Source organism: Prevotella sp. P5-64, assembly GCF_002251285.1.
In the GTDB taxonomy this organism is placed as follows: Bacteria; Bacteroidota; Bacteroidia; order Bacteroidales; family Bacteroidaceae; genus Prevotella.
This window is the reverse complement of sequence record NZ_NPJK01000035.1, coordinates 160882-174522: the sequence shown is the minus strand read 5'-3', so window position 1 is coordinate 174522 and position 13641 is coordinate 160882. Positions and strand designations below refer to the sequence as shown.

Annotated in this window: 10 protein-coding genes; 2 read left to right on the top strand and 8 right to left on the bottom strand. The window is 41.2% G+C overall.

Going from position 1 to position 13641, the window contains the following annotated elements:
* Nucleotides 1–10: 10 nt before the first annotated feature.
* From CIK87_RS06910 to CIK87_RS06900, 3 genes are read right to left on the bottom strand one after another with little or no spacing between them, the layout of a single operon-like run.
* Nucleotides 11–1657: a hypothetical protein gene (locus CIK87_RS06910; RefSeq protein ID WP_094386574.1), complete on the bottom strand. Its 1647-nt coding sequence runs from the start codon at nucleotides 1655–1657 to the stop codon at nucleotides 11–13.
* A 24-nt stretch (nucleotides 1658–1681) separates the two neighbouring features.
* Nucleotides 1682–1906, bottom strand: a complete 225-nt coding sequence (locus CIK87_RS06905) for a hypothetical protein (protein WP_094386573.1) — start codon at nucleotides 1904–1906, stop codon at nucleotides 1682–1684.
* A gap of 31 nt (nucleotides 1907–1937) precedes the next feature.
* A complete protein-coding gene (locus CIK87_RS06900; RefSeq protein WP_094386572.1) occupies nucleotides 1938–2696 on the bottom strand; it encodes a DUF4099 domain-containing protein in 759 nt (252 codons plus the stop codon).
* 217 nt (nucleotides 2697–2913) lie between these two features.
* Between CIK87_RS06900 and CIK87_RS06895 the strand changes: the two genes are divergently transcribed.
* Both CIK87_RS06895 and CIK87_RS06890 read left to right on the top strand, forming a co-directional pair.
* Nucleotides 2914–3540: a M23 family metallopeptidase gene (locus CIK87_RS06895; RefSeq protein WP_094386571.1), complete on the top strand. Its 627-nt coding sequence runs from the start codon at nucleotides 2914–2916 to the stop codon at nucleotides 3538–3540.
* A gap of 131 nt (nucleotides 3541–3671) precedes the next feature.
* Entirely contained in the window at nucleotides 3672–4316 is a 645-nt protein-coding gene (locus tag CIK87_RS06890; RefSeq protein ID WP_094386570.1) for a hypothetical protein, read from the top strand.
* A gap of 52 nt (nucleotides 4317–4368) precedes the next feature.
* On the opposite strand, the gene CIK87_RS06885 is transcribed toward CIK87_RS06890, so the two are convergent.
* Genes CIK87_RS06885 through CIK87_RS06865 form a run of 5 tightly spaced genes read right to left on the bottom strand, consistent with a single transcriptional unit; the run spans nucleotide 4369 to nucleotide 13639 of the window.
* Nucleotides 4369–5331: an agmatine deiminase family protein gene (locus CIK87_RS06885; RefSeq protein ID WP_094386569.1), complete on the bottom strand. Its 963-nt coding sequence runs from the start codon at nucleotides 5329–5331 to the stop codon at nucleotides 4369–4371.
* Between the two features lie 4 nt (nucleotides 5332–5335).
* Nucleotides 5336–5887, bottom strand: coding sequence for a hypothetical protein (locus CIK87_RS06880; RefSeq protein ID WP_094386568.1), 552 nt, complete (start codon nucleotides 5885–5887; stop codon nucleotides 5336–5338).
* Nucleotides 5884–6570, bottom strand: coding sequence for a PP2C family serine/threonine-protein phosphatase (locus CIK87_RS06875; RefSeq protein ID WP_094386567.1), 687 nt, complete (start codon nucleotides 6568–6570; stop codon nucleotides 5884–5886). The genes CIK87_RS06880 and CIK87_RS06875 overlap by 4 nt, the downstream gene beginning before the upstream one ends.
* Nucleotides 6570–12083, bottom strand: a complete 5514-nt coding sequence (locus CIK87_RS06870) for an ATP-binding protein (RefSeq protein ID WP_094386566.1) — start codon at nucleotides 12081–12083, stop codon at nucleotides 6570–6572. The genes CIK87_RS06875 and CIK87_RS06870 overlap by 1 nt, the downstream gene beginning before the upstream one ends.
* Nucleotides 12083–13639: a hypothetical protein gene (locus tag CIK87_RS06865; RefSeq protein WP_094386565.1), complete on the bottom strand. Its 1557-nt coding sequence runs from the start codon at nucleotides 13637–13639 to the stop codon at nucleotides 12083–12085. Before CIK87_RS06865 ends, CIK87_RS06870 begins: the two co-directional genes overlap by 1 nt.
* Nucleotides 13640–13641: the final 2 nt, after the last annotated feature.

Below are 13641 nucleotides of genomic sequence, written 5' to 3'. Positions count from 1 at the left end.
AAAAAACCTTTTACCTTGTGTGTCCTAATCCTACGCCGTGTTCTCCAGCATTCAGTCCTGCATCAAAAGCCCTCGATGCCAACTCCTGCGGTGAGTCAACACCAGGCTTAAAATACACATGAGGTCTGTCTGGCCCATGATGCTCCATGAAAATGGAAGGCCCACTGTGATGGTGGAAGTCATGGGTCAGCTCATGTGTGATGGCAAGTCCGGCAAGCAAGGCTCCACCGATCTTTGCGCCCAAGCTGGTATTCATACCAGGAATGTTTTTCATATCCACCTCACTGAAGATGTGGGAGAAGAGCTTCATGCGATGGTAGTCATCGATAGCCATGAACTTATCATACTGCTTCTGAGTAATCTCATGGCTGATGCTCTCACCGTTGATGACCGCTGTCATGCGGTACTTGGCTTCGCCCTTGGCATCCTTCTCGATTTCGCCCTGCTCATTCCTGACTGGCTCAACCTTGATGTCATCGACATTGACTTCACGACCATGTTTTCCCTCACGATACCATGCCTTGCCCTCATTGAGTTCATAGAGGGCATTGCCGTCAACATGAGCAACGGAGCGGTCTTCTGGTTCTAACTGAACCTGTCTGCCGTCCATAGTCAGGGGAATATTCGCCTGTTCCAGAATCAGTGTCTGACGGTCATTCAGTTCTGCTTCGACCTCTGGCTTCAGCTTAATACCAATCTGCTCCTTGGAATTGAGCATATCCATCGTAATCTTCTCGCTGAAGTCGCCCTTGATGACATTGTTGAGTATGTCGAGACGCTGCTGAACAGGCACTTCCTTGATGGAGTTGCTTGTCAGCTTCTTGACTTCTTCCTCAGTCAGGTCATAGACGAAATCCTGCTTGGTGGCAGAGGATTGGATGGTGAGAGTCTTCTTTTCTGGATCAATCACGATACCGTGACTGTCCAGACACTCCTTGAACTTCTCATTGGAGAAATAGACCTTCGAGGTGATAAGCTCATTATATGGCTTGGCTGGTTCCAGTTTACGTGGAGCCACTTCCATAGGAGTGATGACTGTCTGGAGGTCTGCCAGCACATCCTGTTTCGGAGGCTGAACGGCTGTCTGCTGTCCCTTGTAGTAGAAGCCGTAACCGCCATTCTGCAACTCTCCTGGTTTGATGCGTCCGTCTGGACGGTCTGGAACCATAGGAGCACCCTGCATGAAGAGCGCACCACCGACACGTCGCATGTGGAAACCTGCTTGCTGTCGAGGTGTCCACCCCAAGAAGAAACGGTCGTGCAGTCCCCACATAGGATGCAGCCCACGTCTGTCCCAAGCCATACGGCCATATTCACCGACACCGATCCTATAGCCGTGAAGTCCCATGGCAACACGTCCGTTGGCATTACGGGCATGTACGAAGTTCCTTGGAACATAAAAGTCATTGCCGACAAGTGCCGCAAAGGTGTTATAGGCATTCTTGTTGGCATAATTCGTACCCCAGTCTGTCATGGCTTTCATCTGCTGTGCAGAGATGGGATAGGTGAGAAGCGGAGAGTCATGCCCTTGAACTGCCAACTGGAAGCCATCGCCCTGACGGATGATGTGCGCTTGCATACCATTACGTCTGAGGATGTCTTGCAGCTCTGGCGACAAATCGCCTCTCAGTGGTAGAGAATTGGAACGTATCGACATAATAGTGTTGTTTAGGTTCAACAATCAGGCATTGCCATCAGCCAGTGCCTTTTCAAGTTCTTCTCCTTTGTAGTCAACGAACTTTTCTGCCGACTCATCGCCAACAGACAGTCCGCGTTCTCTGCAGAAGTCAGCATATTCGTTCTGCCATTCTTTGGAGTGATGGTTCACATAGTCGAGCCAGTTAAATTCGCCGCTCTGCTTCTTCTGAACCAACTCGCTTTCGGAATAATACTTGTTTGTAGCCATTGTCCTTTCTTTTTAGGGTTTTCGTTTCTGATTAGCGCATATGTCCCATGCTTCTGAGACCTGCCTTTTTCTGCTCATTCCAGAGTTCATCGGTGTAGTCCTCTTCCTTGACGTAATCAAGATTGCCGTCATCACCCATGACCCAACAGCCGTAGATGCCGAAGGTGAACTTGTCCCAATCACGGGTTCGCTGTTCGCTCCACATCTTGGCATCGCCCGGAGATACACGTACTCCAGTGCGGTTGCTAAGGTCAATACCAACAGTGATAGGTTCGTCATCGTCGTCACGGACGAAGGTGACAGGCTCACCATTCTGAAGGTTGTTGAACTCGGCTTCGCTCAGATGGATATCCTCTGAAATGAACTGGAGGTTGCGGGCGATAACCTGAACTGGTGCAGACAATACCTGGTTGGTCTCGTTGTCAATCTGTACAAAGGAGCGTACCATGCTGCCATTCTTGTCAGGAATGGTGGCAATGATAGTCTTACCTTTTTCTAAGAGAGCGCGGTTCTGCTCTGAGAACAGTCTGAGATCCGCTTTCTCTATCTCAGGATAGAAGAGCGCATCAACATTGCCGTCCTCCTTGCGGATGAGCTTGAAGCGGCTACGACTCTTGACCTCATTGCCCTCTTGGTCAATAACCATAATAGGAAGTACGGGCGAGCGTCTTCCTTCGAGAATGTCATTGGTAATCCTGACAGGGAGGTCTTCAATCATTTCACGGGTCAGACCCAAACGGTCAAGGGTCTGGAATGGAATTTCGTTCTCGGTAAACTGCATTTTCTTCAATTTTTATCAGTTGATGAAACAATTTTGGCTGCGAAGGTACACCATAATTATTCATCTTAGCTGAAGAAAATACTAAATCAGGTCGATTTTGAGTCTTGATAACATTTGAGTATAATTTTGCAGAAGAAATCATACTCAAAACTTATCAAATGTTATAACCGTAAGGTATTGTCTGATGATATTTTCCCAAGTGGCACAAGAGCACTAATTTTGCACCATGAAAAAATCAATACTCGTAATACTCACATCGGCATTTGTTCCGATTGCAAGTTTCGCACAGTTCAATACCATCGGTGATGTTGAAAGTCGCCCATCAATCAAGACAATAAAGAATCCTTCAGAACAAACAGTTGCTCCGAAGGATAGTGTTTTGCCGTCAGTTACGGCATCTACTGATATTCCCGATAGAATGGAAGGGAAAGAAAAGAGACTGAGGACGTACCTCAGTGTGTCCTTTCCTCTGAATAAGATACAGATAAATTCAAAGTTCGGAATGAGGATGCACCCTGTATATCATAAGTATATCATGCACAACGGCATTGACCTTCATGCACGACATGAGGATGTTCTGTCGATGCTGCCAGGCAAGGTGCTTAGGGTAGGATATGACAGCCGTTCTGGGAAATACGTGACAGTACAGACGGCTAATTACACGGTCAGCTATTGCCATCTGTCAGAACAATATGTAAAGACCAATGACTACCTCCAAGCTGGAGAACCATTGGGATTAACAGGCAATACTGGTGCATCCACTGGTGAACATCTGCATCTGACAACAAAAAAGGATGGCAAGGCTTTTGACCCAGCCATCCTCATTGATTATATTCGTTCTCTACAAAAATAGTGAACATTCATCATACAGATGACGAAACAAGTTTGTCCATGTTAGTCCACCTTCAAGTGATTTTGAACATGTATATAAAAATATATGTAACTTTGTGCCCAAATCATTATAACTAATAAAAATTTGGTAACATGAAGAAATTAAGTTTTATCGCACTCATATGTGCATCATTCTTATTCAGTTCATGCGGCGCTTTCAAGAGTTATGTCGCAAGTTATTCGGTTGGTCTAAGTGCTGTTGAAAGTCCTGCGGACGCTAAACAACAATTTGGTGAAACCAAGGTTGTCACTTTTGATGAAGAAGGCATCAGTAAATATCGCTATGAAGACGATTACATTGATATTGTATGGTATGTAAGTAGCAAGCAATTCAACTTTACTTTGAAGAATAAATCAGGTCATACCCTAAAAATCAACTGGGATGATGTAAGCTATGTAGATACAAAAGGTCAAGTTGGTCGAGTTATGCATTCAGGTGTGAAATATGCTGAAAGAAATAGTTCTCAGCCAGCTACAACGGTACCAAAAGGTGCAAGTATTTCAGATATTCTTTTGCCAACCGACAATGTATATTATGTCTCTGGTCAATACGGAGGTTGGAGAGAAAGCTACTTGATACCTTGTGTATATAAAACCCCAGAAGCTTTTAATGCAGAGGCTTCTGGATATGTCGGAAAGACAATGACCGTCATGATGCCTATCATGATTGAGAATGTCCAGAATGACTATACTTTCACTTTCAATATTGATAAACTCTTGAATACAGCTTCAAAATAGTACAAATATGGCTGCCTATACGTGTTTGTAGGCAGCCATTATTATTTGAAATCTATTCAGAACTTAATAATGTCCAAGTTAGGCAATTCAAACCCCCACCGCTATTAGTGTTAACATCAGGATTTTCAAGGATTTCGGTCATGTCACAATTAATTGTCTCTATTTCAAAAGATGAGCCGAATGCTTCCTTGATTTGTTGATTTGCGGCTGTGTCGAGTTCTTTCCATCCTAATGAAGGGATTATGATGTGACGGCCTACTTGTAAGAAATTGATATATCCCCAGCTCTTTGATTTCATTAAACTCCACATCTTGGTGTCTTTAATTCCTTCTATATCTCCGAAATGAAGACGCTCAATATCAAAGTATTTTTCCAATGGTTTTGTTAGGCGTTCTTCATCATCCAAATCGCAGTAATTCGTGATAAGAACTTTCCCCTCAGATATATAGCGAACCATTCCGTCTGCATGTCCAATTGGATTCTCCTCTTTGCCTTCCCAATCTATGAGAATAAGACGAATCTGTCCATCAAAGAATATATCCCACCAGTCGATCAGTTCTTTTTTTGACAGATTGTTTTCATTAAGAACTTTACTACACATGATAATAGTTGGATGACCAAATTTATCAATAGCCTTTATAATATTACCTCCATCAAGAACAAGTGGCATAGTCACAAAGTTAAGGTCAAGCTTCTCTTTGTGACGAACATGAACTTTGTGAATAAGCCAATTGGTAATATAAGCCTTTTGTTCACTAAGATAATCCGGATTATATGTGTAGTTTAAGAATAAATCTGGCGTTAATTGTACAGGCATGTAGTCTCTGGCCCATATATCACGAGTATTGTACAGCTCATAATTCTTTAAGGGCTTGACAGCCTCCTTCAATGCGTCATACAGTTCTTTCCTTAACCGAGAACTTAAACCGCTACTTTCTGTAGGAAGAAGACTTGAAAAACAAACCGTATTGTTTTTGTCATCTGTAATAAAGTCCTTTTTAGGGATATTTATCATGTTTTTAGTCCTTTATAAGTTCAACGTTAATTATTTCACCATGTGTCTTATAGTTACCGATGCTATCACCTCGAATTACTTTTTCTGCTTCAAGAATCTCTCCCTTGCGGATTTTATAGACAAAGAGAAGGTCATTAATTTTTAGACTGCTGTTTTCACTCGAAACAACCTTCAAGTAGTTCTCGCCTTCGTGATTAACAACAACAAAGGTAATTTTGCGATCCAGATATTGGATGAAGATTTTTGTATTTATTTCAAGGGCATGGATATATAGGGTCTCATCATTATACCCCCAGTCACTAACAAGATTCTTTGCTGACGAGTACTCCTCCCATGAATTATATCCGACATATAATGCTATGGTGTTTAATGTGTATTCACTTGCCTTTCTGTCATCTTGTATGTAGTGGAATAACCGTTTCAGAGTGGTTACACCAATATTTCGTCCTGTTTCCTTAAAAATGAGAGAGGATAAAATGCTAAAGTCTCCTGCTTTGTCAAACAAGAGACTTGATTTTTCTTTTATATCCTCAATAATAGCATTATTCAATATCATATCTCAACCTTTATGAATGAAAAATTGTCAGAAATAGAATTAGCAATAGCATCCAATTCTTCCTTCTTAGAATCATCATAGCACAATGCCTTTGTCATGTCAATCTCCTTATGGAAACCATCAGAACAGAGAATAAACACATCGCCAGTTTCTATCTCTATTTTTCTGACAGGTGCAACATCAACAGTTTCAACTCCCATTATCGATTTAGTTACGATAGAAGAATACTTCTCATAACTTGAAGCGCGTAATGTTTTAATTTTAGCCAGTTCATTAACAACAGAATGATCTTCAGTTCTATAAACTTCTTGACCATCCCTGTACATGTATATTCGACTGTCACCAAGCCATGTTAGATAGGCATATCCTTCAGAAATAAGAAGAATAGTTATAACACATCCCATCTTCTGAGCAGCCATAGCCATTCGTTTTAACATCAAGGCATCATTAGCAAATGATATGGATTCTTTTAGAAGTTCTGCAGGTGTATAATGTTGATAATTCATATCCAGAAAGTCGTAAATGGCTTCTGAAACTACTTTTGATGCAGCAGCTCCATCAGAATAGCCACCCATGCCGTCTGCAAGTACGAAAAAAGCAGCGTTATCGGGAAGGGAACCATGGATAACGAAATCCTGATTCTCTTCTCGACTACCTTTATTTGTATATTGATATATTCTCATTACTTAACTGCCTGAATTGTATCACCACCATGTTTCGTAACACGAGGACGAATACTAATCTTTATTGGTCTTTGAGTAATTGCTTTGTCAGTTGCTTTGTTTGCCCATAGATATGCCTCTCCAGAACCCAAAGTAGCCATTTCGGTAGCTGTGAGAGTCTGTAATGGAGTGATTGCCTTTTGGACATGTTTAACCCATGCTGGTGAACTGAACCTATGCATTACAACAATAGAACTTAACTCAATAATCTCTGTAGGAAGACTCATTGGATCCTGACTTGCAATCATTATAGAAACACCTTTATGACGCATTTCTCTGATAGCAGTTGTGATTGAACCCACAAGTTCTTTGTTGTTCATGTACTTATGTGCTTCATCAAATACAATGAATTTGTTGAACGCACGTCCATCCACTTTCAACACTGAAGAGAAAATATTGAGCATAACAACAAACAGACCAAGAGCTTCGTCTTTCTCGATGAACTCATCACGAAGGTCAACGATAATCAATCGACCAGGCTTCATGTATTGCTGTAGTTTGTTACCATCGCTTATATATTCTTCGGCAAAATCCAGTTTCTGCTCTGCAAGAGAACGCTGGGATGTGCTCATGTGGTTACTGTTTGCAACACCATTTCGGATATTGATAAGACTCATGTCATTTCTGCAGGCTTTCATAATCTGCTTCAACTCCTTGATGTAGGTTGAGTCATTTCCCATAGCCCCAAGCAAGAACATCCAATCACGAACAGCCAATTCTGAAGAATCAAATCCTATAGGATGAACTTCAATATCAGGATATTCTTCCTTTCTGGTTTCCACCTGACTTTCTGGTGCAAGAAGGATAACATCTTTGATACAGCCTGGTTCCGCTCCATATTCAGCTTTGAGCTTTGCTAATTGACCGGCTTCATCATTTGGATATACCATAGATGTGAATTCAGGTGCATAATCCATGCTATCACTGTAATGGAAAATAACACTGGCCATTGGTGCAGGTAACAAGTTCACCTTAGAGAATTGACGGAGTACCATTTCTGTAATTGAGCCAATGGTGTAACTTTTTCCAGCACCTTGAACGCCAAACAAGCTGATTGTATTGCATTCATTTAAGTCAAGACCTATTACACGGCCATTGCTATTCATCTTACCGATGATTCCGAACTGGGGACTATCACCATTCTTGCCTATAATAACATCACAAGACGGCTTCTCGTAGTTTGGATCAATAGGCTCTGGCTCAGAAACTGGTTCTGATTCAGAAGGTGTTTCCACATCTTCGGATGGTTTAGTTACAGACTCGGTGGCATGAGGTGTGTCATCTACATCGATATGCTCAGGCTCTTCCTGCGGCTCAAATGATACAGAAGGTTGATCCACAGAAGGATTTATAGGTTCGTCTTGAATGTCTGAGATAGGATTCTCGGTTCCTGTCTTAACAGTTGTCTTCTTTGGAATTATAACTTCGTAATCAGAATCCTGTTCAGGCTCATCAGAATGAACAAAAGGTTGTACAGGTACAGCAATTTCCCCGTCAGGGTCTTTTCTTGGAGTTAGGGTTGGCTCAAAGAAGTTCACGATTTCCTTGTCCATTGCTTCAAGTACCTGGGTGTTCAAAGTTCCCTCGGTATTAAGGATTTCACCAATTACTGGTTCTCCCATCGAGTAAATGAGTGCATCTCCATAGAAGTGCTTCTTTTGACGTTCCATTTGAGTAAAGTCAAACACAACACCTAACTGCTTAAATCTGATGGTATATCCATCAGCTAACTTACTCATGAATACTAAATACTCGTGTGCAAACTCTGGGTCAAGTTGGCCATAGCGCATAGCACGACGAATATAGAACTCCAAGAATGATTTCAATTCCAATACTTTGAGCTCTCTGTCAAGTCTATCATAGCCATCTACTGCAATTTCAAAGTGTGAGCGTAGTGCAAAGATTGTATTTTCAATTTGATTAACCATCTTAGCATGAAGCTCTTCCGCATTGTAATGTGCATTGCGGCATTTGATTTCAACTACCGTAAACAGAATTTCTTTCTTTGCAGAGTCGATTTTAACTACGAGATTGTCTGCACGTTCCTTGTTCTCGTTTTCTAAGTCTGCAAACAATTCTTTATGGAGGTCAATTGGAATGAGGAATGACTCTTTTGTTATCCCTTTCTTCTCCAAGAATCGTTTACAAAGTGTGGTGCCAATGACCTCAAATCCTTTACGAGAGGTTGCATTAACCTGCATAATCAAAGAACTACTTACAGAACGCACATCTTCCAATATCTGCTTGAAATTCTCATATCTTTCAAGGTTAATACCATATTCATGGAAGAGAGGAATCATCAATGCACCTATCTCGCTTGTAGGTTTGGTGGTAAGATACGACGAAACACCTGTAGCATCTTCACCAGGGACATAATCAAGTAGATAAGGAATATCGTTTTCGCCCAAACATGGTAAGTCATAAAATTCTGGCCCCATGTTTTTATCGAAAGTGATAACCCAGTCACTGCTATCATGGACGAATGATAACAGCATCATATCATTTTCTTTCAGGCGTAGCGTTGTAGCTGGAACAGACTCTTCAAGAGTAGAAGAGAGCAATTTTCCTGTTGCTTCTTGTAAACGTGCAAACAAGCTAACTTCCATGTTTGCAGACTCCGATACAGGATTTGGCAGTATCTTATTCGAGTAATACCTGTTCCACACGAATGATTTTCCTTCCTTTGCCGCATTAACCACATCTCGGCAAATTGTTCCATTCAGGTAGAATGAACGGCTTAATTCGTCAGGGCGAACTAACTCAGTATGCACGGCGAATGGATTAACCAGGAACGAAAGGTGTGCCTGGTACTTATCGTGGTCATCAATAAAGTCGCTTACCTTGTTAAGAGAGAAACGAAGTTTAGGGAACAATCTGTTTGCAGAAGCTTGTGAAAATACTTCTGCTTCAGCAGCGGTTCTACCATAACCTTCTGGATCAAGCAACTCTTTGAATGCTTCACCTGATTGTAGCATATTATCATCCGAGAACAAACGGATTTCATATGTCAGGTCAAGACCAAGTCCAATCTTCTCCAGTTCAATGAGAGCCTGAGCAAATACAGCTGCATCACCAGCATTGAAGAGGTTGATGACAAGTTTATCCGTATATGGATGAGACAATCCGTAATTGAACAGATGACGAACAACCAAATCTTTGCTAACATCACTATCAATCTGCTTTTCACGAGCGACATTAAGTAACATCGCAGTATATGACTTCAACTGACGGTAGCCAGAAGCAAAAGCGTCTTCTCTTCCGTAAGATGGTTGTGCATACGCGCCCCAGCCGAATGTGATTTCACCAATATACTGATATGCCTCTTGCAAAGAGCTTTCGCTTAGTACGAGAGGGGCAATTTCCATTGGCAATAATCCCATGAAGAGTTTGTCTAATTTCCTATACCATGCCTTACGGTACTTGGGATATTCTAAAGTCTTTTCTTCCCAATCCTGATACAACTCATATAAGTTGACCATCCATGCCAGACGAAGTGGATGAAGTGGGGTAATAAGTTTTACTTTGACATTGCTGCCATCAGGCATTTCGACAGTCAAAAGTACAGTGTCAAGATTCTGCAAGCAAACAATCTGCTCTTCGCTTAATTCTGTTTCTTGGAGATTTCTCAACCACGAATCATATTCAGCGAGATAGCCTTTGATTAGTCCGATATTTGTAGTAAAGTCTGTAGTACACGTAAGACCACTTTCATTTTCAGCAGACTCACGTATAATTGAAAATAAGTCTTGACGCAATGCTGTTAGTTCATCAGGAATACGAAGCCCCTTAGCTGCAACAAACAACGGGTACTGCCTTGCTGTGTCTGTTGGATCAAGCAGTTTTGCGTCTGTTGGATTACCACTTAGCAGTGCCTCTACATGACCAAATTCATTATCATTTTTAAGGAACGTGGTTTCTAATTGTATCAATTTCTTAGGCAACTGAATCTGATAAGCATATGCAGCACCAAAGTCAAATTGGTATGTATTATTCAATGTACCCTCAATCCACATACTTCTATCAGTTCCACCTTCGGGAAGCTCCAAATCTTCTTCTTTAGACAGATGGGTACTACGATAATGAATAATTGCCTGAGTTAAACTGTTAACTTTACCTCGTTTGTCAACTTCGCCTTCTCCTGAATACTCTTCAGTGGTAATAGTAAAGCTTTCAGACTCATTGCAGTATGCCACGTGTTGCTCCAATCGGTACTGTTCCATTTGAAGGTTAGGATTCTGCTCCTTCGCATCAAGCCATGAAGCCTGTACACGTTCTTCTTTGAACTCTTTTAATGTGTCAAGAACAATACCATTCTCGTCAAGAGCACGAACACGAAGCATATATTCACCTTCTTCGAACATGCCTGATGCAATATTCAATGAAAGTTTACGAGAGGCACGTTTGTTAGTTCCAACCTTAGCTTTTTTCACAACTCCTACTTCAGAGAAGTCATCAATGTTGACAAGGGCTATTTCGAATGAGAAAATATCTGGATTATCTTTGGGAGATGGATCCGTTGTAATCGTAAATGAAACCTTTCCCTTTTTGTCCTGTGGAATAGCCAACAGCAAGGAACCTGTATCGGCATCGCGAACCAGTTCCTTTTTGGGGTCTTTTCCTGGAACAATGTCAACCATGACCTTTACGGGTTTGCTCTCGTTGTCTTTGTCTATCCAAGGCAGAACTGCATAATTGAATTCAGGATGATTATCGTGAATATTCTCAAAGAGAGATACGGCATCTTCAATATTATCCGTTGTAGTAAAGAATACCATTAAGTCCTTTTGGACGGTATTTCTAACTAAAGGCAGACTAACGATTCTGTCAGCAGCAGTTAAAGAGAAGTCTGCCATCACAGAAGAGACCTTCTCTAAATTGAGCATGAAACGTCTTCTGATAGAACCTTCATTCTTAATGAGGTCTTTATCAGGAAGCATACCAAAAAGGTACAATCCATTACCCCATGCTTCATCAGCATATTGTTTGGTCTCCAAATATAGAAGATAGTTGATGACCGTTGTTCTTGACGGTTTTATCTCCTCAAAAAGGTCTGTCATCTGTTTCCAAAGATATTCCTTTTCTTCTGGTAATTCATGAATGAGTTTCCACACGAAGGAATCTTGGAGCTCTGCTACAGACAGATTTTGGAAGGTTGCATCACCATAAGAGTCTTCTGCTGATGTACGACTGTTTGACGGAACAAGGATAAGTACCGACTTGTCGGGATTATTACGTAGCTCAATAAGCTTAGTAGCATGAATAAATTCTTCTCCTTTATCCGTTTCTGACAGGATATAAACTTCCATTCCACTGTTCAAAGGACGAAGCAATGGAAGCAAGACACGAAGCTCCTTCATAGCCAGACCAGTAATCTTCATACAATGTCCTGGCTTAGCAGACTTCAACTTAGGTGAATACGCTTCTACAACATGTTGTATGAAACGCTCGTAATATAATGTTTTAATATTTTCCATTAGTCTTCCAATTTATAACGTGGACGAATCTTTTGAAGGATGCAAGCATCACTCATATCTGTATAAAAACCGATCTGACGAAGTTTATTTTTGAACGCATCCATGTTAACTCTGAATGCTGCATTCATTTCTACATCAGCATCTGCAAAACGTTCTTCTCCAATACCATTGATGATTAGACCGTAACGCTCACGAATAGCCTTCGCTAATTCATCTATTGAGAGAGAACGGGTTTCATAACCGCCATTGCTCTTCTCTTTGAGAACCAACAACTGTACCATCGTTTCAAGCAGTTTACTACCTAATGCACCTCTTCGAGGATGACGCTTAGAACGGCTATCTGCCAGCAACATAGAAGAGCTGTTTTTCATGCAGACAGCATCTACAAAATCATGTATGTACTTGTACTGACTTGCACCCAAATTGGATTTTTCAAGTACATGGACAAACATATCGAAATAGTCTTTCTCAGGGAAGAACTCTAACATTTCATGGAAGTCGTTTTTATCAAACTCCTTCTCATCACTATTGGGAAGGCTATCCTCTATGTCATTGAGTTCTTTCTCATAGTACTCTCCTTGCTTGTTATTGTCTTCTTTGAGTATGCGGAAAGCTTCATCAACATCGCAACGCTTTCTTTTCTGGATAATATCAACCATGTATGTAGCACGGATGTATTTGCCATAGCTGTTTTCCATTCGCTCAATGTCTTTACAAGCGAATTGCGAAACAATACTGTCAAGATTATCTGTCAAATCAACAACAAGTGACCAGTCATCATCAACGTTTCGAGTACCGGCATCAATCATCTTGGGCAACAGATATACAACTTTCATTGTATAGAGTGCAAGATGAAGACCGCAGAGTATTCTCAGATAGTCGATGAAAACCGCACGTGGAAGTTTTTCTTTGTAAATGAGTAATCGACGAATATCATCTGTAAACAAAGCAGCTTGTTTCTCCAAAAGAGGCTTGGGTATAATATCGACATCCTTATTCATACTCTTGCGCTCACGGAGAGGCTTTGTTATGTGTAGAATGCCTGTGGTATCTACGTCAAGTTCCTCCTGTGTGTTGATTTCGCCAGATGCTTTGTCCCAACCTTTGCTTAGATACTTCACCAATCCTTTCATCACTTCGGGATTGCTTTTTAACATGAGATATAATTGGTCTGAAGCACGATAGTCACGACAGTACTTGCTGTTCTGTACGCGGAAGCTCAACAGATGGAGTGGCTTTAAGGTAGATACATGTTCCTTAATCACATTACCACGGTTAACCAATTCGAGTAGTGAACTACGTAGCCAGTCCTCTACACCATCAGGATTATCCTTCACACCATTGATTACACCTTGTTCTTCAAGAGCATTGAGATTGGACTTCAGTGTATCGATAGTATATTCCTTTCTGAATGCCAGCTGGACAGGCTGCCCATCAGCATACATCTTAATAAACAAGTTAGTAAGAACACGATCCAGTCTTACTGACTTGAAGTCAACGTAAAGCAATTCTTTATTCAAGAATGCTACTGTACCTTTTTTTAATTTCAGTATCATAA

What these genes read in the sequence shown, in the direction of transcription:
- CIK87_RS06880 (WP_094386568.1), bottom strand. Translation starts at nt 5,887, where the DNA reads ATGATATTGAATAATGCTATTATTGAGGATATAAAAGAAAAATCAAGT.
- CIK87_RS06885 (WP_094386569.1), bottom strand. Translation starts at nt 5,331, where the DNA reads ATGATAAATATCCCTAAAAAGGACTTTATTACAGATGACAAAAACAAT.
- CIK87_RS06890 (WP_094386570.1), top strand. Translation starts at nt 3,672, where the DNA reads ATGAAGAAATTAAGTTTTATCGCACTCATATGTGCATCATTCTTATTC.
- CIK87_RS06905 (WP_094386573.1), bottom strand. Translation starts at nt 1,906, where the DNA reads ATGGCTACAAACAAGTATTATTCCGAAAGCGAGTTGGTTCAGAAGAAG.
- CIK87_RS06865 (WP_094386565.1), bottom strand. Translation starts at nt 13,639, where the DNA reads ATGATACTGAAATTAAAAAAAGGTACAGTAGCATTCTTGAATAAAGAA.
- CIK87_RS06895 (WP_094386571.1), top strand. Translation starts at nt 2,914, where the DNA reads ATGAAAAAATCAATACTCGTAATACTCACATCGGCATTTGTTCCGATT.
- CIK87_RS06910 (WP_094386574.1), bottom strand. Translation starts at nt 1,657, where the DNA reads ATGTCGATACGTTCCAATTCTCTACCACTGAGAGGCGATTTGTCGCCA.
- CIK87_RS06875 (WP_094386567.1), bottom strand. Translation starts at nt 6,570, where the DNA reads ATGAGAATATATCAATATACAAATAAAGGTAGTCGAGAAGAGAATCAG.
- CIK87_RS06870 (WP_094386566.1), bottom strand. Translation starts at nt 12,083, where the DNA reads ATGGAAAATATTAAAACATTATATTACGAGCGTTTCATACAACATGTT.